This is a genomic window from Leptospira adleri (assembly GCF_002811985.1).
Classification (GTDB): Bacteria; Spirochaetota; Leptospiria; order Leptospirales; family Leptospiraceae; genus Leptospira; species Leptospira adleri.
Window position 1 is genome coordinate 1 of sequence record NZ_NPDU01000064.1, and the last position, 24,874, is coordinate 24,874.

19 protein-coding genes and 2 pseudogenes are annotated in these 24,874 nt (G+C 43.1%); 11 read left to right on the top strand and 10 right to left on the bottom strand.

From position 1 onward, the window contains the following. The 5 genes and pseudogenes from CH376_RS18710 to CH376_RS18730 all read left to right on the top strand — a co-directional run. A pseudogene (locus tag CH376_RS18710) lies at positions 1 to 259 on the top strand (hypothetical protein); the annotation flags it as partial. Positions 260 to 440: 181 nt separating this feature from the next. Then, entirely contained in the window at positions 441 to 1,967 is a 1,527-nt protein-coding gene (locus CH376_RS18715) for an OmpP1/FadL family transporter (RefSeq protein WP_100784639.1), read from the top strand. Positions 1,968 to 2,180: 213 nt separating this feature from the next. Further along, positions 2,181 to 3,482 carry a sterol desaturase family protein gene (locus CH376_RS18720; protein WP_100784640.1) on the top strand — a complete coding sequence of 434 codons (1,302 nt, stop codon included), beginning with the start codon at positions 2,181 to 2,183 and terminating at the stop codon, positions 3,480 to 3,482. Positions 3,483 to 3,581: 99 nt separating this feature from the next. After that, complete coding sequence (locus CH376_RS18725; RefSeq protein WP_100784641.1) at positions 3,582 to 5,687, top strand: DUF4139 domain-containing protein; 2,106 nt, start codon at positions 3,582 to 3,584, stop codon at positions 5,685 to 5,687. 1 nt (position 5,688) lies between these two features. Beyond that, a complete protein-coding gene (locus CH376_RS18730; RefSeq protein WP_100784642.1) occupies positions 5,689 to 7,380 on the top strand; it encodes a mucoidy inhibitor MuiA family protein in 1,692 nt (563 codons plus the stop codon). Positions 7,381 to 7,383: 3 nt separating this feature from the next. Here CH376_RS18730 and CH376_RS18735 read toward each other — a convergent pair. The 7 genes and pseudogenes from CH376_RS18735 to CH376_RS18765 form a co-directional block, all read right to left on the bottom strand. Next, positions 7,384 to 8,343, bottom strand: a pseudogene (locus CH376_RS18735) (vWA domain-containing protein); the annotation flags it as partial. A gap of 182 nt (positions 8,344 to 8,525) precedes the next feature. Continuing rightward, a complete protein-coding gene (gene cobC / locus CH376_RS18740; RefSeq protein WP_100784644.1) occupies positions 8,526 to 9,113 on the bottom strand; it encodes an alpha-ribazole phosphatase in 588 nt (195 codons plus the stop codon). Continuing rightward, positions 9,098 to 9,850, bottom strand: coding sequence for an adenosylcobinamide-GDP ribazoletransferase (locus CH376_RS18745; protein ID WP_100784772.1), 753 nt, complete (start codon positions 9,848 to 9,850; stop codon positions 9,098 to 9,100). The genes cobC and CH376_RS18745 overlap by 16 nt, the downstream gene beginning before the upstream one ends. A 47-nt stretch (positions 9,851 to 9,897) precedes the next feature. Beyond that, complete coding sequence (gene cobT, locus CH376_RS18750; protein ID WP_100784645.1) at positions 9,898 to 10,932, bottom strand: nicotinate-nucleotide--dimethylbenzimidazole phosphoribosyltransferase; 1,035 nt, start codon at positions 10,930 to 10,932, stop codon at positions 9,898 to 9,900. Then, complete coding sequence (locus CH376_RS18755) at positions 10,929 to 11,534, bottom strand: DUF6580 family putative transport protein (RefSeq protein ID WP_100784646.1); 606 nt, start codon at positions 11,532 to 11,534, stop codon at positions 10,929 to 10,931. The genes cobT and CH376_RS18755 overlap by 4 nt, the downstream gene beginning before the upstream one ends. Positions 11,535 to 11,548: 14 nt before the next feature. Then, a complete protein-coding gene (locus CH376_RS18760; protein ID WP_100784773.1) occupies positions 11,549 to 12,391 on the bottom strand; it encodes an LIC_13355 family lipoprotein in 843 nt (280 codons plus the stop codon). 58 nt (positions 12,392 to 12,449) lie between these two features. Continuing rightward, positions 12,450 to 13,022: an LIC13354 family exoprotein gene (locus CH376_RS18765; RefSeq protein WP_100784647.1), complete on the bottom strand. Its 573-nt coding sequence runs from the start codon at positions 13,020 to 13,022 to the stop codon at positions 12,450 to 12,452. A gap of 474 nt (positions 13,023 to 13,496) precedes the next feature. On the opposite strand from CH376_RS18765, the gene CH376_RS18770 reads away from it, so the two are divergent. Further along, positions 13,497 to 14,843 carry a flavin monoamine oxidase family protein gene (locus tag CH376_RS18770; RefSeq protein WP_100784648.1) on the top strand — a complete coding sequence of 449 codons (1,347 nt, stop codon included), beginning with the start codon at positions 13,497 to 13,499 and terminating at the stop codon, positions 14,841 to 14,843. 136 nt (positions 14,844 to 14,979) lie between these two features. Here CH376_RS18770 and CH376_RS18775 read toward each other — a convergent pair whose 3' ends face one another. Beyond that, entirely contained in the window at positions 14,980 to 15,651 is a 672-nt protein-coding gene (locus tag CH376_RS18775) for a DAPG hydrolase family protein (protein WP_100784649.1), read from the bottom strand. 158 nt (positions 15,652 to 15,809) lie between these two features. Here CH376_RS18775 and CH376_RS18780 point away from each other — a divergent pair, with 158 nt between their 5' ends. Further along, positions 15,810 to 16,460, top strand: coding sequence for a TetR/AcrR family transcriptional regulator (locus CH376_RS18780; protein ID WP_100784650.1), 651 nt, complete (start codon positions 15,810 to 15,812; stop codon positions 16,458 to 16,460). 433 nt (positions 16,461 to 16,893) lie between these two features. Here CH376_RS18780 and CH376_RS18785 read toward each other — a convergent pair whose 3' ends face one another. Further along, positions 16,894 to 19,029: a toprim domain-containing protein gene (locus tag CH376_RS18785; protein WP_100784651.1), complete on the bottom strand. Its 2,136-nt coding sequence runs from the start codon at positions 19,027 to 19,029 to the stop codon at positions 16,894 to 16,896. Further along, a complete protein-coding gene (locus CH376_RS18790; protein WP_100784652.1) occupies positions 19,026 to 20,414 on the bottom strand; it encodes a DNA gyrase subunit A in 1,389 nt (462 codons plus the stop codon). Before CH376_RS18790 ends, CH376_RS18785 begins: the two co-directional genes overlap by 4 nt. Positions 20,415 to 20,616: 202 nt before the next feature. Between CH376_RS18790 and CH376_RS18800 the strand changes: the two genes are divergently transcribed. The 4 genes from CH376_RS18800 to CH376_RS18815 all read left to right on the top strand — a co-directional run bounded on the left by CH376_RS18800 (position 20,617) and on the right by CH376_RS18815 (position 24,623). Then, the gene (locus CH376_RS18800) at positions 20,617 to 21,549 is read left to right on the top strand and encodes an LIC_13346 family putative lipoprotein (protein WP_100784654.1); all 933 of its coding nucleotides are present in this window, start codon (positions 20,617 to 20,619) and stop codon (positions 21,547 to 21,549) included. Next, positions 21,546 to 23,111: a glutamate--tRNA ligase gene (gene gltX, locus CH376_RS18805; protein WP_100784655.1), complete on the top strand. Its 1,566-nt coding sequence runs from the start codon at positions 21,546 to 21,548 to the stop codon at positions 23,109 to 23,111. Before CH376_RS18800 ends, gltX begins: the two co-directional genes overlap by 4 nt. A gap of 75 nt (positions 23,112 to 23,186) precedes the next feature. After that, complete coding sequence (locus tag CH376_RS18810; protein ID WP_100784774.1) at positions 23,187 to 23,774, top strand: ATP-binding protein; 588 nt, start codon at positions 23,187 to 23,189, stop codon at positions 23,772 to 23,774. Between the two features lie 3 nt (positions 23,775 to 23,777). Next, on the top strand, positions 23,778 to 24,623 hold the full coding sequence (locus tag CH376_RS18815) for a DUF455 family protein (protein WP_100784656.1): 846 nt from the start codon (positions 23,778 to 23,780) through the stop codon (positions 24,621 to 24,623). Positions 24,624 to 24,874: the final 251 nt, after the last annotated feature.

The window sequence follows — 24,874 nt, forward strand, 5'->3', positions numbered from 1 at the left end:
TCTCTCGGGTCGGTTCGCGGGCAATCTGATAACGGTCGGGGATGTGACCGATACTTCTGCTTCCTTTGGAAAACCGGAAGATTCTCTGGCAAGTTTACTCAGGCTTTTGATAGATCAGGACCTAGATAAAATAGCGATTTTAGACGGAGGGAAATTTATAGGATATTTGCGATTTGCGGATCTTATGAAAATATATTTTGAAAATACATTTCCGAAAAGTGCAAAATCATTGAATTCTTCTCCGGAAAAAGGAACATAAATACGTTATTGTAGCGTACGCTCTAATTTTTAAGATATTTTTCTCGACTTTTTCGACCTTCCTTTATAAGATAATCCGAACTTTTTAAAAATAACTGATATTTAATAATAATATCAGTAGACCGTAAAAGACAAAGGGTATCTTTCCTTCATCGATTCGGTTGGAAAGAGGGTAGGCGAAATTGAAAATTTATAAGTTAAAAAGAACTATAGGGATAGCTATACTGTTAGGGCTCGGCTTTCACGAGAAAAGCTACGCTGGAAGTTACGGTGATATTTACGGAGCCCATCCGGGCGCTGCGGGAATGGGAAGCGCGGTTACCGCGATCGTGAATAACTCGTCGGCCGTGTTTTACAATCCGGCCGGTTTAGGCAGGCTTTCGGAAGGCGATCTGATTCTGGCCGCGATCGAAAAAGAGGCTAGGAGTAATAATCCGGAAAATCCAAGTCCCGAAAATAAGGATGTTCCTCCCGTTGTTCCGCCTAACGTGGATCCCAGTGATCCCGCAAATCAACCGCCAGTTGTTGTAGTCGGCCCTTGGTACAAGCGACTCTGGATCGATACAAAAGAGGGTTTTACCAAAGACGTTTTCAAATATAAGCCCGCGAACCGACCCGAGAGAAGCGTTCACGAAGTCACATTCCAATACATGTATGCTAATCCGACTTCTCATACCACGGCTCCTCGGAATCAAAACCTAAATAAAATCAGGGACAGTTTTGTCGGCTTAGGACTCACCTTAAATCTAAACGATATGTTCGACATGAGCCGAGGCTTTCGTTTCGGAATCAACGCAATCGTGCCTGGAAGCGGAAATCTTCTGACGCTCAACGATCAAAATCCAACGGTCCCACGTTATCTGCAACAGGGAGTCAGCAACGAAAGGCCCACGATTATGGGCGGTCTCGGTTTTGAAATTTGGAAGGATCGTCTGTTTGCAGGAGTTGGTTTTACGGCGCTCGCGGGCGGAACCGGAAGTATTTTAATGAAAGACGTTCCGATTTCTCCCGATCCCGTTTCTGCGAATTCACAAGTGATTCTTACCGTAAAACCTTTGATCAATCCCACTTACGGTTTACAGTTTTCTTACGGTAAGTTCAGTTTAGGCGCTTCTTACAAGAGAGAAACGGTGATGCAGGTGGATCCCGTTCCCGCTAGAGCGCAAACGACTCTTCTCGGAATCCAATTGGACTTTGATCTTGCGATCTTGGACGGTTTTAATCCGAGGGTATTCTCTTACGGACTCGGATTTAGACCTAACGACCGTTTGGTGCTTAGTTTCGACGTTAACCGGGAGATCTGGAGCCAATTCAAACTATCAAGAATCAAAGAAAAATATTCCGAGCATTTTTATCTCCATGATACTACGAATTTTAGAATCGGCGCGGAGTACGCGCTTTTCAAATTTCTAAAAACGAGACTCGGATTTGCTACGAGGCCGACACCGCTTCCTTCTATGCCCGGAGCAAATAACTGGATGGATTCCGACCGCAACATTTATAGTTTAGGGTTTTCTTATGTGTTTAGTCCCACTACTTTTAAATTTATGAATCGTCTCAGAAAGCCTCTTATCTTTGACGTCGTGATCGAAAATCACCAGTTGAAAGCCAATGAAGTAAATAAATACACTCCAACGGAGCGGAACCCGAATTATTCTTACGGCGGATATATCTGGACGGTCGGCGTTTCGATGACGATCTTCTTTTGAACAATACTCAGGTATTCTGTCTGTGAAAGAAAAAAGGCCAGTATTTGTAACGACCGTTATTTAACGATTGGCTATATCTTCGCTGCGGTTTCCTTTTTTCTTGACACGAGCGTTCGCTACAGAGTCAATTTTAGGAAGAGATCTGTTCACAAATCACCTTACGGAGATTAGAACATTTCATTCTATAAGAAGAGAATAGGAAGCGAACCGACAATGGAAAAAAATCTCATCGAGCTGATTACTCCCGTGTTTTTTGTTCTACTCGCGGTAGAACTGATTACGGGATACGCGATTAAAAAACCGGTCTATCGATTTAAGGATTCCGTGAGCAATCTCACGGCGGGAATTTATATGCAGGTTTTTACGGTTTTTGTAACCGTGGCCTTACTTTCCGTTTATGCTTGGGTATATAAGAATTTTGGAATTTTCCGGATTTCAGAATCTTCCGTCCTCGGTTGGATCGCATGTTACGTGTTAGCCGATTTATGTTACTATTGGTATCATCGTCTCGGACATGAAATCAATATTTTCTGGGCTTCTCACGTCGCTCATCATCAAAGTGAAGATTATAACTACACTGTCGCTTTGAGACAGGGAATGTTTCAGAATCTTTTTTCTCTCCCCTTTTACCTTCCGTTGGCCGTCATAGGTTTTTCTCCGATGATGTTTGTGATCTGTATTCAGGTGAATTTCGCTTATCAATTTTGGATTCATACTCGATTGATAGGTAAGCTCGGAATTTTCGAATATATCTTCAATACTCCATCTCAACACCGCGTGCATCACGCGAGAAACCCGAAATATATAGATAAAAATTACGCGGGAACGTTTTGTATCTGGGATAGAATGTTCGGAACTTATATAGAAGAAGAGGACGAACCGATTTATGGAATCGTAAAACCCCTCCAAACTTGGAGCCCAATCCACGCCCAGATACATCATTTTGAGGATTTGGCAAAGATCTCTTGGAAGACAAAAAGTTGGAAGGACAAGATTCTAATTTGGATCAAACCTCCCGGTTGGATGCCGGCCGATATCGGTAAATTTATTTCTCCGCCCGAAATCGACAAAAAAACTTATAAAAAATTTAATACTGAAATTCCGGCGACTCTCATGACTTATTCGGCAGTTCAATTCGCTTTTGGGATCGCCGCTTCTATGATCTACATAGAATTCAAAAAAGAACTTCCCCTTTTTGAGATGTTGGTTCTTGGATTTTACGTTCTTTGGACTTTTTGGAATATCAGCGCGATCTTTGAAACGAAAACCAGCGGTCTTATTTCCGAGATCGTAAGAATGGGATCGATCGTGGCAATTTCTTTCCTATTTCCGATGGATTTCACCGGCGTTGAAAAACTGAGATTGATCTTGAGCCACGAATGGATTCTTGCTTTGCCTAGAATTCTTCAGATCGGATCGATCGTTTCTTTGACGGTGTTGGGAAGTTTTTTAATCAGTCAGAAACGATTCTTCAGCGTGGAAGGTCAAAAGCCTCAACCACAGAGCACGTTCTGAAACTCGAGTTCTAAAACCAAAGGGAAAACGGTTGACCCAAGCCGGTAATCGGAGTTTCTTTTCGTGGAGAAGAAACTCTGGTTTCCTGGAGAAAACCGTATGCACAAATCCCTTTCGCAGTTACGGACTAAAAATAAATTATTTCTGAATCTGTTGCTGATTTTCCTTTTTTTGAGCGTTTCCGCACAGGGACAGGACGAGTCCGGTGAAGAGCCGGAAAGAACTTCCGCAGAAAGAATTACACCTAACTCCGATAAGACGGACCCTTCGCGGATTCAGTCCGTGGTTTTATACTCGAGTTTTGCGTATGTGACGAGAAATCTTCGAGCAAAGATCAAAGCGGGAAGTTCGGAGATCTACCTCGGGGAGATTCCGGATCAGGTTTCCGAAAGAACGATATCGGTCCGTTTTCCGGATTCTTCACGAAAGGTAAAGATCCGAGGAATTCGCGGAAAGATCAAAGTGGAAAGAAGGGCAAGAACGAAGGAAATTGCGGCCCTTCTAAAAAGGCAGGATACGATCAACGACCAGATCGAATTGTTGAGCTTGGAAATTCAGGAATTGATCGACGAAGAAAAAACGATCGTGAAAATTTCTCCGGTCTTAAGAAGCGATCACGCGCTTCAAGAGGAAGCCGCCGATCCCGAATTCTTAGCGGGATTTCAAAAACAATATCAAGAACATCTCAATCAACTTTCCTCGTTAAGACAAAAAAAGTTGGAATCCCTGGACCAAGTTCGGGAGGAAGGACTTGTAGTGGATGCTCGTCTCGATCATTTGGGAAGACTCGAGGCAAAACAAAGAAAGGAACTTTATCTTGAAACTGAAACCGCCGAAGATACGGAAGCGCTGATCGAATACAAGTATCTGATTCCCGGAGCGAGCTGGTTTCCAAGATATTCTTTGCAGCTGACCGAGGAGTCGAGAAGCGGAGATCTGAGTTGGTTCGCGCTTGTAAGAAACGATACCGGAGAAGATTGGGATAAGGTAAAATTATTTTTTACCGCTTCCAATCCCGATCTCGATATCGATCTTCCGATCGTAAGGGAATGGAGAATTCAAACTCAAGCCACGGTCGAAGATTCCAAACAACAGTACAACGAAGTGAACGAAGAATCTATCAGAAATCAAGATTCCGCACCAATGGCCGGAGCGGTCGCGAAAGAAAAAAAAGAGGAATCGAAAAAGAGAAGTAAACGAATGCCTTCCAACTCCAAAGCGGACGGATACGCTCAAGAAATAAATAGCGGAAAGCCGGTTCAGGCGCCGATGGAACAGTCGCGTCAGATCATAGAACAGAATTATTCCAATCGTGCAAATTCTCTTCGAACGGAAGACAATCTCAATCAGTTAAAAACGGATCTGGCTAATCAACAGTATAACTTCAAGAACGGGCAGTACGATCAGGCGAATTATTACGGCCAAGAGGCGCTTAAAAAATTCTCCAAACTATCGGACTTTTCAAGGAAAGAATTGAATTCGATCGAAACTTATACGGAGGATTTATTGAGAAAGGGGAGTTTGATTCTATCCTCTCAAAAAATCCCGGGAGGTTTGATTCCTCCTTCTCCTTTGGAAGGATTCGATTATCAATATTCTTCCGGCATTCAAGAAACGATTCCTTCCGATCGATCTCTCAACAAAGTCTTTTTAAAAAAGAAGTCGCTTTCTCTTTCTCCAGGTTATGCGACATCGCCTATCGCAGGACCGGGCGCTTATCTCACTGTGGAGGCTTCCAATTCGGAAGGAGAACCTTTACTCGCCGGACCGATGGAGGTTTTCTCCGGAAATACTCTACTCGGTAATACGGTTTTGAGCGTAAGTAAACCCGGCGAAGCGATTCGTATGGAATTGGGTCAGGATCGAGACATTCTTGTAAATCGAAGAGAAACTTCCTTTGAACAAAAGGAAGGCGTGATCTCTTCACGAACAAAAATCAAATACAAAGTGAGCATCGAAATTAGGAATCGTAAAAAGAGAACGAGTGCGATCACTTTGATCGATCGAATTCCTTACACCGTGGACGATAGCGTCGATATTAAATTCGACCCGGGAAAGGATATTCCGGAAAAGAACGTGGAAGGAATTTTGACTTACAAGCTGGAACTTCCTGCAGGCGGCAAGAAAATTATAGAATTTGAATATTCCGTAAGTCATCCCGCAGAAAACCGTCTGATCAGAACGCCTGGATTGGGGGGATACTGATATGAAACTTTTACAAATAAGAATACGCTCCTTTCTAAAACAAAATCGATTCGGTTCCGGTCTTTTGAAATTCGGGATTCTTCTTTTTCTGGGCACGACACTCGAAAGCCTCCCTTTGGAAGCAAGAGATATCGAATTGAAAGTTCAAGACGTTACTTTGTACGAATCCTCCGCCGGTGTTTTACGAAGCGGAAAGATTCAATTGGAACCCGGAGTCAACGAACTCGTAATTCGAAACCTTCCGGTTCAACTTCAGGACGAGTCTTTGGTCGCTTCCGTAGAAGCGCCGGGAGCTTCGGTGGTCGGCTCGAGCACTTGGATTGAAACCGGTGCGATCATTCACAATGAGGAAGCGCTGGATCTGCAGAAAAAAATTCGCGTTTTGGAAAAAGAAATCGAGGCTTATGAAAGTAAGGATTCCAATTTAAGGAACCTCAAAAAAATTCTCACCGATACAAGATTGAAAATTGCGGAATTGGTTTCCAAAAATCTTTTCTATAAAAAGAACGAAGCCGATTCTAAAAAATGGTTTTTGTCGCTTAACAATAATCGCCAGGCGATTCAAAACGCCCTGAATTCGAATCAGGATGTGCATCGTTCGATCAAAGATCTGCGTAAAAGATTGTCCGATTTGAGAGACAAGTTGAGCGTGATTCTTTCCCTTTCGGAAAAAGCATCGCGTATAACAAAGGTTCTCGTCAGTTTTAATGGAGCGGAAAAAAAAGAGGCCAAGTTGAATCTGACCTATCAATCGGGCGGGGTTTCTTGGAAGCCTTTCTACTCGGTTCGTATGGAAGGAAGGGAAAAAATAGAACTTGAGTATTTGGCGGAGATCGTCCAGGAAAGCGGAGAAGATTGGAACAATATTAATCTTTTATTATCCACTTCGAGTCCCGATGTCAGCGGAAGAAGACCGAGGCTTTCCAGTCAAAAATTATACGATCAAAAAAAACAAACTAACAAGGACAACCTGATCACTTTCCAAACACAAGCGACGGCCGGAGAAAACGGCGCCGCTCCCGAGGCGGAAACTCCCGAAGCGAATACGGAGCCTACGACCGGAAGTAGCGAAGAATCAGGAAGCGGGTTCTTGTTCCGATATTCGAAACCGGTGACGCTCTTATCTCGAAAGGAATCTAAAAAGTTATCGTTAGCTTCGTTCACTGCGGACGCAGCTTTTAGCGCTCTTTACGTTCCCGCTTTGAAACGTTATCCGCTCATTCGAGGAAGTTTTAAAAATCTTTCCGGTTTCCCGATTCTTCCCGGAGAGGCCGCGGTTTTTCGTCAGGCAGGAATGGTTGGAACTTCGAGTTTCGGTTATATCAGTCCCGGTGAAAAGGCCGAAATTTCTTTCGGATCGGAAAGCGAAATTCGAGCCGTTTATCGAAAAGATTCCAATCAGACCAAAGAAGGACTTTTATCGGGAACCAAGGTTATCGAAAAGTTGATTCGGGTGGAACTTGAAAACTTCGGCAAGGAAACGAGAACCATCTCCTTTCAAGAATCGATTCCGGTTTCCGGTGTGGAGAGCGTTCAGATAACGATCGATTCTTCCACTACTCCGAATTATTCCGAACTAAGAAAAGATTCCGGAATTTTAGAATGGAAAGTCGACGTTAAACCGAATCAGAAACAAGAGATCAAACTGAAATACAAGGTCAGCTTTCCTTCGGAATTCGATCTTAGTCTGTGACGTCTAACGTAGTTCCTCTTCTTTTGAAACAGCAAGAGGAGAGGGAACTTCGGTCATATCCCAAAGTTCCAAGGCGCCGTACAAGGAATTTTGTTTCGGAATTTCGATCGTAAATTTTCCGCCACCCTCTTTACGATCGAAACATTCACTTTTGCTCAAGATCAAACTTTCCGGAGAAGAAATTCTTTTCGCACCTAAGTTCGTGTTGGAACGGATCGGCGTTTGTTTTAGATTGAATAAGACGCAATTATGCGAACTTTTTAGAGCCTTGTATCCGAAGTCGATCGTATAAACTGTTTTGGAATCCGATTCTTGATTTCGATGGATTTTTTCAAACCACACCATCGTATCCTGTTGTGCTTCCGTTCTTTGCGGCGGAACGGAAGTCGTCGAAGAGGAACGATTTTTCAGCGCATCCAATGCAATATGAAACGAAGAATCGTCTTCGACTCCGAAGTAGGTTCCGTCTCCTTCTTCGGTTAAAGTTTTCATTTGTTGTTCTTCGTTCTGCTTTAAACCCAAACCCAGAACGTGAAATTTAAAAGGAATTCCTTTTTGTTTCAAGATTTGAATTTCTTTTTTAGGATCTCCGTAACAACTTTCCACTCCGTCCGTAACTAAGATGATTTCCGTTTCCTTTTTTCTCTGAGAAAGTATACTTCCGGCGATCCGAATCGATTCCGCCAAAGGAGTCGCGCCCGACGGAGTCAGGCCGAATAGACGATTTTTAAACGTATCCGGATTTCCGGCTTCGAGCGGGTGATAAAGGCGGGACGAGGAACAACCGGGAACTCTGTTTCCATAAGCTAAAAAACCGATCTCGGTTTCCGGTGAAAGCGTCGAGACATAGCGACTAACGTGTTTTTTGGCGAGATGAATTTTTTGATAAATTCCTAAATATTCATTCATAGAACCGGACGCGTCGATGATGAACAATTTGGAACGTTCGGGGATCTCGGATGCGCTTTGACGATAGTTAACAAAAAATAAAATACAAAGTATCCACACTATCTTAAGATTGGAACGCATACTATCCATTCTATCGGCTGTTTGTAAAAAAACTATCGAGTGTAGATTTGGGATTTTTCAAAAAAAGTTTTTCGATCTGAATTCGGAATCTGAAACGAAGTCGAACGATAATTCCGTCATCGATTCCAATAGACTACCTTGGAAAAAAATTCTGTCCCATTCTTACCCGTGGAAATTTTGCTGACCGACCCGTAATCCAAATCGAACAGAAATCCTTTCTCTAAAGGAAGGGAAGTCAACCGGGAAAGAAAGGTTCGGATCACTCCCGCGTGGGTTACGATTCCGATTTTAGAGTCCATAGGTAAAGAAAGAAGAATCCCTTCCAAAAAAGCGGAAACTCTTTGTGAAAGATCGAGATAACTTTCTCCGTTAGGCGTTCTTTGGTTTACGAAGTCGTTCGTCCAGTATTCGGATTCCGCTCTTGGAATTTCGGACCACAGTTTTCCTTCCCAAGAACCGAAGTCCAATTCCATCAGAAGATCCGATAATTCCGCTTTTCCGATCGAATCGTTCTTTAAGAATTCAGCCAACTCTCTGCAACGCCGACTTGGACTGGAATAAAGTTTATCCAAAGGTCGATCCAGTTTGGAACGGATTGTTTCGAATTCTATTTCGAAATTAGAAGCCAGAGAAAGGTCAGTTCTTCCGTAACAAGTTCCTTTCGGAACGTCCGGAGTCGAATGTCGGATTAAAAAGAATTCCAAGAAATCAAAATTCCGAGATAAAAAAGTAATTCGGTGACTTGTTGAGTGAAGCCGAGGCAATCACCCGTAAAACCTTCGATCCATTTTTTAAAATAGTATCTAAGATAGAAGATCATAATGGATGCGAATCCAAAACCGAGAAGGACGTGCGGGATTTGATTCGGATAGCTTTTTAAGAAGTAGAATGCGGGAAAACATCCAAACACCGTGGAAACGATAAAATCGGAAACGAACAATTCCTTAACGATCGGCTTGGATTTGGAAAGATCGTTGTCCCTTGCATACGGAATCAACATCATCAAAACCATCGCGGACCATCGGCTTGCGGAATGTGCGAACCAGGAGGTAAGTAAAAAAATCTTAGGTGAGAATTTGAACAACTCAACCAAGAGATAAAATTTCAATCCTAAGGAAAGAATTAAACCGATCGAACCGAAGGTTCCGATTCGACTGTCCTTCATAATTTCCAAAATTTTTTCTTTATTCCAACCGCCGCCGAACGCGTCGCAGACGTCGGCGAGTCCGTCCTCGTGAAATCCACCGGTGATCAATACGCTTACGATCATTCCTAATACGATCGAAATTTCGATCGGAAGAATCTGCGCCAATCCGTAACTCGCAAAAGACGCGCCGGCGGAAACGATCCAACCGATCAAAGGAAAATATCGGGAAGAACGGGAGAGCGCTTCTTCGGAATAGATATAAAACGGAGGAACAGGAAGTCTAGTATTGAACATCCACGAAGCGCAAAAACGATTCCATTCTTGCCGAAAAAAAGAAAAGATCAAATTTTTTGATCCACCTTAGCGGACTCAAAGGAGGCCATTTCCTTTAAAAAAGACACTGCGGAAAGAATGATCGGATAAGCGATCGCACACCCAGTTCCTTCTCCGAGCCGGAGGCCGAGATTTAGAAGGGGAGTTGCATTCCATTCTTCTAATATATATGTGTGACCCGGTTCGACGGATCTATGACAGAAGATCGCATTTTTAATGATGAAAGGTTCCATTCTTTGTGCGATCAGAAATGCGGAGCTCGCTATAAAACCGTCTATCAAAATGATTCTTCCTTTTTTTGCGGAATCGATCATAGCGCCTACGATCATTGCGATCTCGAATCCTCCGAAAATTTGAAGGACGTCGAAGGGAGTTTGTAGATTCGATTTGTATTTACGAAGACATTCTTCTAAAATTACGATTTTCTTTTGATAACCTTGATCGTTTAGTCCCGTTCCGCGTCCGGTGACTTCTTTTAGATCCTTATCTAAAACCGCGGCGGTGATCAAACTCGCGGAGGAAGTGTTTCCGATCCCCATTTCTCCAAAGCCGATGATATTACAATTATTTGATACTGCTTCGGTTGAAATCCAAGCTCCTCTTTCGATAGCTTGAACACATTCTTCCTTAGTCATCGCGGGTTCCATAAGAATGTTTTTGGTCCCGAACCCGACCTTTGCGCTGATAAAATCCGAATTTTTGGAAACGGAATCGTGAGGAAAAGAAAAGTCGACGCCCGCGTCGACTACTTTGAGATGAATCGAATTTTGTTTACAGAACGCGTTGATCGCCGCGCCTCCATTCAAAAAATTGAATACCATTTGATAAGTAACTTCTTTGGGATAAGCACTGACCCCGGAATTTGCGATTCCGTGGTCTCCGGCAAAAACCAAAATATGCGGTTCTCTTAGTTCCGGAGAATCCGTATTCTGAATCAGTCCGATCTGAAGGGCTAACGATTCCAAGGTCCCTAAAGAACCGGGAGGTTTCGTTTTGAGATCGATCTTGCTTTGTATTTTAGAATGGAGTTCGTTTAAATTCAAACAGTAAGTTCCTTTTCCGTCCGATTTTTAGAAATCGAAATTCTTTCCTTAAACTTCAATTCCACTCTGTCTAGTATGCCGAATAACGCGGAAGTGTAAAGCAAATCACCTAACAGCGTACCTGCGAAATACGGAATTGCAACCAGATAACAGGTCAGCAATCCTTCCCAAGTTCTCGGATACAGAGAGGAAAAAGCCCAAACGGAGAAATTGGAAAGGAGAAAAAACTGGACGCTCGCCAAAAGCGCGACTCCGGAAACGAACATTAGCTTTTTTTGATCCTTCAGAAAGAATTTTCCGAGAAGGACGTTTATCAACAGCGAAAGATAAACGAGAAAAAAACCTTCGTAAAACATTTCGAAACCGTGAATTCGAGAAAGAATATAATCCGTGGTTAAAAGGATAAACATCGGAAATAAAAACGATTTCCAGCCTTGAACTCGGGCGCCCGAATAAACCGTCATTGCGCCGACCGAAGTGAAGTTGGAGGGATGAGGTAAAAACCGGGAAATTCCCGCAAGAATCACCGCTAAAGTCGAAACGCCTTCGTTTCGGTTAAAAGCGTTTTTCCATTTTTGTAAAACGAGATTGATTTGATTCATTAGATTCTCCTAATTTAAGGACTGAGTTGTTTTGCGATAACGCCGTCGATGTCCGGATTTTCATTCGCACCGGGGATCGGAAGAGTTGTCAGAATCGCTTTTGCGGAAGTGAGTCTGACGTAAAGAAATCCGTTGGTTTGCAGATTTGCCGTTAGGGTTCCGTTACAACCGTTTCCGGAAGCGCCGAAGTTCGCGTCGAGAAGATCGAACCCGTCTCCACCGCCTGAAGCGAAGAGCGTCGCCGAATCCATAGGATTTTTTTCCTGGTTGTAATCCACGTATCGAAGTCCGGCAAATCGAAGCCAATTTGCGGGGTTCGTAGAGAATGTGCCGCCGCCCGTGTACGCGGGATTCCAACCGCACCAATTCGTAAGATCGTTCCCAACCTCTACGACTACTGGTTCCAGGAAAACGTTTGTCGGGCTGTTGTTCTGTTGAAACGGATTTTCAAAAACGATAAAGTCGTTACCCGTCGTGTTTTGAACTTTTTTTCCGTTCCATCCAAGCACGAGTGACGCGCCCGCTCCGTTCGTATCCAAAGTGAAGACGTCCAGAGATCCGTTGAAATTGCCGAGTCCCAAGATGCCGTCCGACGCACAGGAAGAATCTTGAAAGCCGGTTCCGAGATCCGCAGGAGCGCTTACGATTTGTTTGGCGTTGTAGATTCCGACTTGATCGATTGCGGAACGGCTTCGACAAGGATTTTTGAAAACGTTATTCGCGTTCGTCTGTACAAGGAAAAGCAGAGTTGCAATGGATTCCGAATCTTCCTTTTGAGTCTCCTTACATCCTAAGGATAAAAAAAGAAGAACGGAAAAAACGAAAATTCGCGGTCCGTGTAGTTTTATACTTTTCATAGTTTTACCCGAAGCAAGCGGACTTCGAAAAAGAAATCCGCTTACTCCGCTCTTTAATTTATTTCGCTTCGAAACGATTCCAAACAAAACCGGTTCCAGGCGTGAAGGTGTTGTTCGTATAACAGCCGGCGTTCATATTCGTTTTGTCGTTTACTTGAGTGCTCGCTTTGATTGCATCCAAAGTGGTTTTATTTCCGGTTAAATCGCCGCAGAAATAAAACTTATTGTCGCTGAAATAATTCCAGTAGTAAGCTGAGAATTTTCCAACGGCGCCGAACGGATGAACCGTAAATTGAACATAGATAACCTGTTTTGAATTATCATACGCTACGATATTTCCTTCGTAAGTGGACGTGCCAGTGCTGCTTGCTTGCTTGAAGGTGTAATTCGTGATCGTATATTCTCCGGTCTTGACCGTACCTGCGGAGTTGAATGCGTCGCCTGCATAAGTGGGAGTTCCGTTGTAAGCGTTCCAAGTTCCTGCGATTTGCAGATTCGTTGCATTGACGATCGCTAAGATACTGGAGACTTGATCGTTCTTATTATCCTCCGACTTCGTTTCAAAACAGTTCACTGTTCCCAAAAGGAGAAGGGTAGTTACCAAAAGGTTCCAAAGTACATTACGTTTCATGGTTGTTTCCTACAAAAGTTGTCTTTTGTCGGGGCAGATAAGATTCTATGTTTAGAATCGTTTGAATTCAAATTAGAATCCGATCTAAACGAATGGATTGTAAAAGTTAGATTTTCCACTCGGGTCCCCCGACGTTCGTCTTTCGGGACCCCATCGCGGAAGCATGAAAATGCGTAGGCGAGTTTCGAACTGTCCCTACCTCGAGGACTTTGTTCGCGGGGAAGATCTGGCTTATCGACTTTCCTTCGAAAATCGAAATCACAGTTGCGGGTCAGCGTGGGAATTACACCCAACTTCCTCCCTGAAAGCTTAGGGACAGGGGAAAATTTCGACTCTGTCCGGGCAACAAATTTTCCCACGGAAAAATACGGAAGATTTCCTTTCCTTTTAGTCAAAATCTTTCCTTAGAAAGAAGGGTGAAATGCCGAAAATAAAGATTGGGATCGAATTCCCGAATTCAATTCGGACTTAAAAATGGAAATAAGCAGATCGGAGTTTATCAAGTTAGGAATTTTGACCGCCGCGGGCATTTCCAGCCTTCCTGGGATGAATTTACGTGCGCAGGGATCGTCCGGGCCACAAAAGACCGTAATTGTCCTTGGAGGTGGAATTTCCGGATTGTATGCGGCTTACCTTTTGGGAAAAACCGGGATAAAGGTAAAACTGATCGAAGCGACGGATCGTTTGGGAGGAAGAATCCGGACGGTCGCTGATCCGAGCGGAAATTTTTTGGATTTAGGCGCGGAGTGGATTCAAGCGGAACATAGAACCGCGCGGAGTCTTGTCAGAGAATTGGGATTGAAGACAACGGATTTCGAAGTTCAATCCGATCTTTTTTTCGGCTCCTACCAAAAAGCCGGTACTTGGGATATCTCGCCGAAGTCTCAGGAAATTCTGAACAAACTCGTTCAGATGAATTCCAAGATCAACTCGGTTCAACAACAAGAGTTGGACAGAATCAGTTTTTATAATTTTTCAATCTACCAGGGAATGACTCCCGAAGATCTCGCGATTTTGAACTTTAAATATTCCTTATATTATGGAGATTCCTTACGATCTCTTTCCGCGCAGAAAGTCTTATCCGATCTAACGAATTTTCCAAAATACAACACTCGAATCGAAGGCGGAATGGAAGCTCTTGCAAAGGCTCTCGTTTTTTCTCTGGAAAACACCGAAACCGTATTTGCCGATCCGGTCGTATCGGTTTTTCAAGGAGAAGGAAAAGTCGCCGTTACTACCGCATCCGGGAAGAAGATAGAAGGGAACGCTTGTATTTCCACGATTCCCGCAAGCCAACTAACATCGATTCAATGGGAGCCGGAATTGGACAAAGAAAAGAAATTATCCGCGCTGAGAATTCGATATTCAAGAATATATAAAACTTTTCTAATGCTTCGAGAAGCTCCCTGGACGAGAGAAAATTTTTCCGCGTATTCCGATTCCGCGGCGGGATTTCTTTACGACGCCGGAACAAAGTCGAATTCGGAAGAAAAAGTTTTGGGGATGATCTCCGCGGGAGACCGTTACGACGTTATGGCGGCTTCCACAGACGCTCTGAAGGTCGAATACATCCGTCTGGCTTTGGAACGGTTGAGCCAGAAGAAAGATTTGCAAGTCACTCGGATTCAAAGTAGCGATTCGGCCTATTCCAAATACGTTCCATCCGGGATCGCGACGTTTCCGCCGGGAAGTTACGGATCGATCATATCCTTGCTAAAGCCTATGGATCGAATCTTTTTCGCCGGAGAACATACCGCGGAATTAAACGGAACCGTCGAAGGCGCTCTTGCTTCCGCGATCCGGGCCGTCAATCAGGTATGAAAAAGAATCCAAAAAAGGAATTCAAAAAAAATGAATTCCTTTCACGACTTAAAACGAAAGAGAAGATAATATAAGAATTTTCTGATATTTTGTCTTTCTGAAATTTTAAACGATTTTTCGGAATATGCGTTTTCGATCAAACGGCACTTCGTTCCAGTCTCGAAGAATTTTCCTTTTTGTAGAGTTCGGGAAGGAAACGTTCGAATTGTCCCACCTCTTCGATATTATGACGAATCCAAGCCAATCCTCTCGCTTTGTTAAAAACGAATTTTAAGAATAATGGACGAATGAGTCTCCAGGTCCATCCTTTCCAACCGATGATGAGGCAGTTTTCGTAGATCGTATCGTTTCCGAATTCCGCAAAAGTATACTCCATTCTTGCGACTTTGTATTTTCCTTCCAGTTTCGGATTATGAATGTAACCTGTTTCGTCTAACTTTTCAATATCGGTGACTATGTTTACGATGTAATTTTTATTTCTACCGAGATATTCCACTAAACGAATGGAAGCGCCCGGTCCGATCGAACCGTCGGGAAGTCTTTTTTCGTAACTCGCGTGAACGTGGTCTTCTGGATGCCAGACTCGGTATCTTTCGTAATCTCCGCCTTCATATTCCATCTTTCCTTCAAGGTGTGAAAACCACCAAACGAGCATTTTCGGAGTAACACCTCTTACGGGCGCGTGTCGAATCCAAAATTGAACCCTGCCGTCCGGAAGTGTTCTCGTGCCGGATACGGCGGTTTCAACCCCTTTTTTTAGCCAGGCGACAGGAAGAATTTTGGGAATCGTCAAATCAACTTCTTTCATAAACACCTCAGTATAGTAAATACTATACATTTAAATTAACAGGTATTGTATTTACTATACAAGCACTTTTTTTAAGATTAGTTAAAAAAAGAAAATCCAATTCTGAATTCTACTTTCATTCTAAGCTCGAGTTTCAGAATCGAACGTAGGGAAACGCCTTGAAACTGAATCGAAAAAAATTACTGATCGAATACGGCAAATATATCCATCCGTCAAGCGAGAAGGAAAAAGACGTCCTTCGAGCCGGCGAAACCCTTTTTGGCGAGAGAGGGTTCGAAGGAACGACGACCGCCGAGATTGCGAAAGAAGCAAAGGTAACCGAGAGAACCTTGTTCAAATACTTCCCTACGAAAAAAGATCTCTATATCAGAATTTTGTCTTCTATCGTCTATGAAACCGCTTTTGCGGAGCAAATGCCGGAACTCCGTAAATTCCTGGAAGAAAGAAACGTTTCCTTTGAGCAGTGGTCTCTTACGATTATGAGGAATCGCATCGAAGCAGCGAAGAAGAATCATCACAAAGTACGGATTCTCGCATCCGCGATTCTTCACGATTCCGGTTTTGCGGAATATTTCGGTTCGATCTGGAAAGAAAATCTCTTCGAGCCCGCTTTAGATGCGGTCCGTTATTTTCAAGAGAAAGGTGAAATTCGAAAATCGATAGATCCGGAAACTTTCGTGAAAACTTCCTTTAGTATCAACATTTCTTATCTGATCTATCGATTTGTTTTGAGTAAAGACGAAGGATTTGACGATGAGGCTGAGTTAAGAAAAATTATGGACATCATCGGGCAAGGAGTTCTAAGCTGATCCGATTTTTTTAGAGCGAACGAATTGTTTAGAATATTCTAATAGTTTTATATATTCAAATTATCCATATATACTCTCTTTTTATCCGGAATTTTGTACCCTGATTCCGGCGGCGTATAAGAAGATATTTTCGTAAAATTTTACCCAGAGGGCTTTGAGTCCGTTTTCAAGTAGAATTTTAAAGCAGGATGGTTTGTCGTAACAATCGGCTCGTTTTAAAATAGATTGACGAGTTGTCTCAGTGCAAACTCGCGTTTTAAAAAAATTACAGTGAAAGAATTGACGCCTTCAGGCTAAGATGAATTTGTATTTGCGAAAAATTGATTTTTTTTACGGAGTCGTATCGAATTTTTCCAAAATGCCAAGAACTGAACAGAAATTTCCAAACGACTTAATTTTATAAATCGTTTGGAAATGTTAACGCAAAGACGGATTAGTCTTCGATTACGCTCATCGCGTATTCTGAAATCGCGTCTCTTCTTTGTTCTGCGAAGTCTTTGTGGAACCAAAGATTCTGAATTTTTGACGCTTCCTTTTTATTTCCGATGGTAATCTTAGTCATACATTCATCCACAGCAAACTTCATGGCTTCTTTTCCGGTTTCTCCGAGACCTTTGTTTCGTTTTTTGCGGGTGATTTCTCCGCCGCCTTTTTCCACACGTTTGATCAAATCCTCGTAGTCTTTGTCGTCGATACAGAAGATCGTTTCTTTTTTCTTGTCGGCGAACTTGACGTCCACTTCGTAAAGCGGCGCGCTTGAGATATGAATAAAACCCAACTCAAAAAGTTCGGGCCAGTATTCGTAAAAGAAAGACAACATCAAAGAACGAATCGCATAGCCGTCGAAATCCGCATCCGTGATGATGCTGATCTTTTCGTAGTTCAATTCTTCGATGGATTTGACTTTTTGATCGAGAGGTAATCCGAGAATCGCGACGATGTTTTTTAATTCTTCGTTTGCGATCGCTTTTGCAATGCTCATTCCTTTACAGTTGAGAGGTTTTCCGCGCAAAGGAAAGAGTCCGTGCAATTTCGGATTTCTCGCAGGACGCAAACCTGCGATCGCAGAATCCCCTTCCGCAACAAACAAAACTCTTCCGGGATCGCCTGGCTTTCCCGTCGGCGGCATAAGTTTTGGAATGTTCATCCGACTCGCTTTCTTGAGACCTTTTTGCGCATCTTCGAAAGCCTTGAGCTGAGTCCGCTTTTCCATCTGAAGTTTGATCTCTTCCAAAAGGCCGGTCTTCTTGATGAACTTCTCAAGATGTTTATCGACCGCGTTTCGAATGTCCTCGTTGAGGTCGTTGATCAGGTAAGATTTATCCTGAGATTTAAAACGAGGGTTGAGAAGTCTCGCGTTCACATACATGTGAAAACAGTTTCTTACGTCGTTTCTTGTGGAACTTGTTTTGAGCTTTTTCTCCAACGCCACAATTTGACTTTTTTTACGAACTTCGTCGCAAATTCTATTTTCAAGATATTCGATCGCGGATCCGCCTTGCGGAGCGAAGATGGAATTCACCCACGTCAGGTTTTTGTTTTGTCCGATTACGAGATAGGTTTCCAGATGAAGCTGGGAAGCCGAACCCGGAGCGCTGAAATCCATTTTGTAGTAAACGAGATCGGAATGCGAAAAGATTTCATCGAGCCCTTTTTTGAATTTGAACTTGTCTTTCTTTCCTTTGAATACGAACTGAACTTCCAAACCCGGGTTTGTCATCGCGATATCTTGGAGATACTGTCTCATCAAATCCACGTTAAACGAAACATCGAGATTGTTGAAATACTTCGGATTGAGTTCGAATTCCACGGAGGTTCCGTGATCTTCTTTCGAAGCCTTTTCGACCAATTCCTGCATGTTCGTTTTTTTAAGGAGCGGTCCTAATTTTTCGATCTGATCCTTCGTGAGAAGAGGGCAATCGGTGAATTTTCCGTGTTCGTCAAAGTATAGAAAAATACGATCGGTTTCGTCCTTCGAAAGTTTGTAGGAACGTATTTGTTTTTTTACGTCGTCGTGAACCGTGAAAAGTTTTTTGAACGACGTGCCGCCATTTACAGTTTTTACTTTGAAATAACTGGAAACCATTCTCACGAGTGAAATCCCGACTCCGTTTTGTCCCGCGACGTGATCCTGTTTTACGTGATCGTCGAAATTTTCTCCGTACATCAAATGGAGATAAACGCCTTCCGCGTTTGCGGCGGGGATTCCCCTTCCGTTATCCGTAATCGTAACACTCTTTCTGTCCGACGAAAGCTGAATGATCAGTTTGGACATCTTATCCTTTTCGGGAATCGTTTTGTCCTTCTGATTCTTACGATATTCGTCGACTGCGTTCATACACGCTTCGTCGAGACATTTTAACTTGGCGGGAACGTCTTCGAGTTCTTCGTGAACGATCTCGTATTTTCCCTCGTTGTTCTTGCGAAAAAAATGTTGTTCGAATGTGGAAGAAGAATTTTGTCCCAGCCACATACCGGTTCTCATCCGAACGTGTTCCACGTTGGAGAGTTTTTTAAAATTTCTTTCTTGGGATGATTTTTCTTTTACTTTTGTTTTGTCGGCGCTCATACTTTATCCCATTTTGTCTGAAGTTCGTCCAATTCGGTGACCATGAAATCGGTCAGTTTTTTGTCCTCTTTCACCAAACCTTGATAACGCGAGAGGGCGGTCTTCGCTTCTACGATCGCTTCTTCGCATTTTCTAACCTCGTCGATAGTCATTCTATAGACTGGAATCGTGGACAACCATTCGAAGTATTTGAACTTAGAGGCTTTGAGTTTGTCTTCAAAGTCCTTCTTGGATTTGATTCCGATCACTTTTTCGTTCCATTTTTCTTTGATAAAACGGATCAGTTCGGAGTTCCTTTCGATTTTTTCCTCTTCCAAACCCGAGAGACGTTTGAATCTTCGGATCAAATGAGTTTTTCTGAAATCGCAGAATCGTTTTATGATCTCTTCCGGTTTGAAGTTTTTCAACTTACCGTCGTAGGTGATCACGTTCATAGCAAGAGTCTGGACGTCTTCTTTGTTGAAGAGAGCCATGATTTCTTTTTGAGTCGGTTTTTCGCCCTTCTTATATTGAAGTTCGATTCTAAAGGTCTGGCTGGAATAATCGACGTAGTCTTTTAACCAGGAATCCTTTCTCTCGAGAATGTCGTCGATCAGTGAAACCACTTTTTCCCGGTTCCAGTTCATCGGCGCGTCGGTAAGATAAAGATTATCTCCTTCCCATTTGAAGGCGAACGAAGTCGCCATCGTAATATTTCCCGCTTCCGTTTCGGCCATTCTGATTTCGCCGCCGAAATCTTTGTACCATGGTTTGAGCGGAAGAGGCTTTTTAGTTTTTAAATAATTTACCTGAGACTTTACGATATCGGAAAGTCTGTGCGCTGGAATAAAACAACGGAAGCCGGTCGCAATTCCTTGGATATTATTGAGTAAAACGATCGGCACCTTTCCCACAAAATGAATCGGCTCGTCTTCGGTTTCGTCGTAATTCTTAACGTAATCGATATCCGGCAAACTTTCGAAAAATCCCAAATCTTTAACAAAGTCGGAAAGTTTTACTTCGGTGTAACGAGGGGAAGCGATCGCACTCGGATCCAAAACGTCTCCGAAGGTTCCTTCTCCGGAAACGAGAGGGATATTATTCGCAAAAGTAAAGTCCTGAGCCATCTGCGAAAGCGCGTCTTGAATGGAACGATCTCCGTGAGGGTGATATCCCATCGCCAAACCGGCGACTTTTACGGTTTTTGTATAACGATTTCTCGCATCCGAATTCCACATTGCCCAGAGAATTCTTCTCTGAACGGGTTTCAAACCGTCGATTTCGTGAGGAATCGCCCTGGAATCGCAAACATAACGCGAATATTTTCTCTGGTCGTCATTGACCTGGTCTTCAAAGGGGCGTTTTGGAAACGCATCCTTAGGCTTTGGTGGATTGGAATTCTTCATACAGTTTTGGCCAACGAAATTCTAGAACACTATCCTGTCAACTGTAAAAAGCCGACTGGATTTAATAACGGTATTTTTCAGGTGAAAGAGGGTAAATTTCACTTTCGGACATTTGCATATCGGACCCCCCGTTTTTGTAAAGAAAGTTTAATTTTTGGGTTTTTCCTTGCCGGTTTTTGCAAAAAGCACGATCTACAAGTAGATGAAAAAAGTTTTCAGCCTCTTTAAACCGGTTTCAGTTCGTTTTCAATTTCCGATCTTCGTTTTCCTCCTGTCCGGAATTTCCTTATTCTTTTTTCATTGTGGAAGTTCGGTTCTTCATTTGTTCGAAAATCCAAAGAGTTTTTCCGAACAATATTCTTCGCAGATTTATTTCATTTCGACTCCGTTTGTTTCTCCGTACTATGAGAATTCCAGTTTTCAAGCCCGTTATATCTTTTTAAGAAGCCAAACCGGAAAGGAAGAAATGGTCCAAGGAATTCTAAAATATATGGAATTGTCCGGAAAGACCGAACAAACCGAAAGGGTCGTCCTGGACGTTTCGGAGTGGAGGGGGAGTTTTCAGAGGGATCCGAACGATAAACGCAAACTTGAATTCATTCCGAAATTCGTTTCCAAAAGAATCGAAAAATCGAATTCAAAAAATGTTCCGGAGATTTTTCATCCATCTGCAAAATCGGAACCGCTGGAGAACGTGAAAAAAGAATTCGTGATCGGAGACGAGGGCGGGATCCGTGAAAGCGAAGAGACGAGATTCCTTCCTGGAATCGGAACTCTGAAATGGAAACACGGTCTTCGGGGAATTTTAGTAAGAATCATGCAGACGGAATTCATTTCGGCGAACGGGACTTCGACCTCTTCGAGAGACTACGACTATGAATCTTTGGAATACCCGCCGGCCATCGGACTTACGGGAACCATTCCGATTCTTCCTTTGAAAAAGGGAGAATCTTATGTCGATTATTATTGTCTGGATTTTCCATCCGACGTGGATCTTCTCGCGTTGAGAAAGAACGAACAAAAAAAATCCCTTTCATTTTACGATCTCTCTGCAAATAAACCATTTACCACAACGGCTAATTTCAAAAATTATCCTATCATAAGAATTTCGAACGAGAAAAGCCAATCCCCATGAATCAAACCAGAGAAGTTCGTACCAGATTTGCACCTTCCCCGAGTGGATTTCTCCACGTAGGCGGAGCGAGAACCGCACTCTTCAATTATTTATACGCAAAGTCCCAAGGCGGAAAGTTCATCTTAAGAATCGAGGACACGGATCAAAGCCGTTCCACCGAAGCGTCTTTTAAAATCATATTAGAATCTTTGCAATGGTTGGGAATCCACTGGGACGAGGGTCCGGGCGCAGGCGGAGAATTCGGTCCTTATATTCAAAGCGAAAGGATTTCGATCTATAAGGAATACACGGATAAACTTCTCAAAGAAAAAAAGGCCTACCGTTGTTTTTGTACTCAGGAAGAATTGGAAGCGAAGAAAAAACAAGCCGAAGCGATGGGGGTTCCCTACGTCTACGACGGACTTCACGCGAACATGTCCGACGAAGAGGTCGAGGAAAAAATCAAACAAGGAATTCCGTATTCGATTCGATTCAAAACTCCTTCCAAAACGTTGATCGTAAACGATATCATACAGGGAAAAGTAAAGTTTGAAACGAAGTTGATCGGCGATTTCATCATAGTAAAGTCAGACGGGTTTCCTTCCTACAACTATGCGGTCGTAGTGGACGACGCGCTTATGAAGATCAGTCACGTGATTCGAGGAGTCGGGCACCTTTCCAATACTCCGAGACAAATTTTGTTATACGAAGCCCTCGGTTATGAAACTCCGGAATTTGCACACGCGTCCGAGATCGTCGGAATGGACGGTAAAAAACTTTCGAAAAGAGCCGGAGCTACTTCCATTCTTGCGTTCCGTGATCTCGGATATTTACCGGAAACGTTTCGAAACTACATGGCGCTTCTCGGTTGGACATCGGCCGATGGAAGGGAATTCCTTCCGAGCGACGAGTTGGAAAAAATCTTCGACGTTCACCGTTGTTCCAAATCGCCGTCTACATTCGACGTATTCAAAAAACCGAAAGGCGGAGACGAGGAAGCGGTCACAAATTTCTCGGACCTGGCGCAAATCGCGGAAGCGATGAATCCGAAATCGAAACTCAATTGGTTATCAAATCGGACCATAAGAGATTTAGATATATCGAAAGTGTTAGGCAATCTACTTCCTTTTCTCAAAGATAGAAAAGATATTCCGGAAGAAGTAAAAAATATAAGTAACCCTGTACTTACTTCGATCGTCGAATCTGTTAGAGTGTATCTGGACAACCTGACTCAGGCTCCGGATTACATCGCGGAATTCTTCGTTACGGACCTGAAGATTCAGTCGGAAGATGCGGCTGGTTACCTAAAAGAAGGAGATGGTCCCAAGGTAGTAAAAGAATTCTATGCAATGCTGAAGAATTCTGAGCCAAAGACCGATGAGGATTATAAGAACTCAATGTCCAAGATCGGGGAAATTACCGGTCAGAAAGGAAAAACTCTCTTTATGCCGATCCGGGCCGCAACCACCGGAAAGTCAGCTGGTTTGGAGTTGCCGATTCTTTTTCCGCTTTTGGGGAAAGAAAAACTCCTCCAGAGAATTGAAAAAACCGCCGGAGAAGCAGGAATTTCGTTGTCGTCCTGAAAAAAACCGGCATATTTTGTTCAAATCGCCTGCTTTGGGCTGTTAATCTTGGAAGGCGGGCAACCGGGAACGGAAATGAGAGATTCTGACGAATCATTGCTGGTTAAACATAACGGGGGTTCCTACGTTATGTTTCTCCCAACGGATCTAACCAGTATCAGAGAACTTCGTAACGCCCTGCGGGATTCCCTTTCGGAGAATTCTTTCGCTAAAAAAGATATTACTCAGATCGAATTGGCCGCCGACGAAGCGCTAACGAATTCGATTTCAGCTAACGTGAAAGTCAGTTCGGATGAAACGATCATTTGCAGATGGGTCATCCGGGATTGTAAATTCACTTTGTGGATCATGGACTACGGCTCCGGTCTCAAAGCGGAGAAATTAGAATCCTTTGCGACTCCTTCCGGAACTTCCAATCTAAAAGACTATATCAGCTATATTCAAAAACACCAGGAAAAGAAATGTGAAATTCTTCCATGGAGAGGATCTCAGGTTCCTCACAGAAACATAGGAAGAGGATTACAAATCATCCAGTCTTTGATGGATACGTTTAAGATCATGTATCACTGCGGAGAAGGAAAAATTTCCCTCAACCCGGATGAAAAGAACATCCAGGGTTCCATCATCGAACTCGGATTCGACGCCTCCAAACACCCCGCTTAAAAGATGACTTTGAACGAATTCGCAAAGCAGGTGCTTTTCGGCGCCGGCCTCGAAGATAAATTATTCTCGCCTAACGTTCCGCCCGAAGACATTCAGACATTCGAAATTTCTAATTTACCGAATCTTCCGATCCGCGAAAAAAAAATTCAGATCAGCGATCACAAAAGCAAGATTCCCAGATTGGAACAATTGTTTTCCGATGAGAATCGATACGTCACTCTTCATCATTTTGCCAATCACGAGTTGATGGCGATCGAACTATTTGCCTACGCCATTCTTAAATTTCAAGATGCGCCTTCTAGAGTGCGTTGGAGTTTATACCGAACCCTTTTGGAAGAACAGAATCACCTCCGTCTTTATCTTTCGGAAATGAAAAACGGAGGGATGGAGCTCGGGGACCGGCCCCTCAATTATATTTTTTGGAAACAAATTCCGAGAATGCAGACGCTGGAAAAATTTTACGCGGTTATGGCGATTTCGTTCGAGGGAGCCAATCTCGATTTTTCAAAAATTTATACGATGGCTTTCGAACGATTCGGAGACGAGCAAAAGGCCGCGATTATGAGGAAAGTCTACGAAGACGAGATCAAACACGTGCGTCGCGGTTATCAATACATTCTAAAACAAATGCCCGAATCTAAAAATGAATGGGAACACTATCTTTCTCTGATAGAGTTTCCCTTTACGCCGCGAAGGGCGAAAGGATATCATTACTTTCCGGAAACGAGGATCGAAGCAGGCTTTTCCGAGGAATTTGTAACGGAATTGGAAAGATACGAAGACGAGTTTACAGGAAGGGTGAATTCGCGGATCTTGAAAGAAGTCTTGGATATTAAAACCGCGCCCTAAAAAAACTCAATTGAGTTCCCGTGTAGTTTGAACTGAAGCCAGACATGCGAAATCGCGGGGTTTGACTTCCGCAGTTTGGTCTTTCTGATAAAGTAAAGTTACATTTTGGAATGCGACGGAAAGTAGGGTATCGGAAAATCATAGACAGGCTTTTTTCCCTCTCGGATTCTGTTATCGAACCATTTCCCAACCGTTAAAAATAAAATTCTGCGCATAACTACGATTCGATGGGAAGATCGTTATGTTTTTTT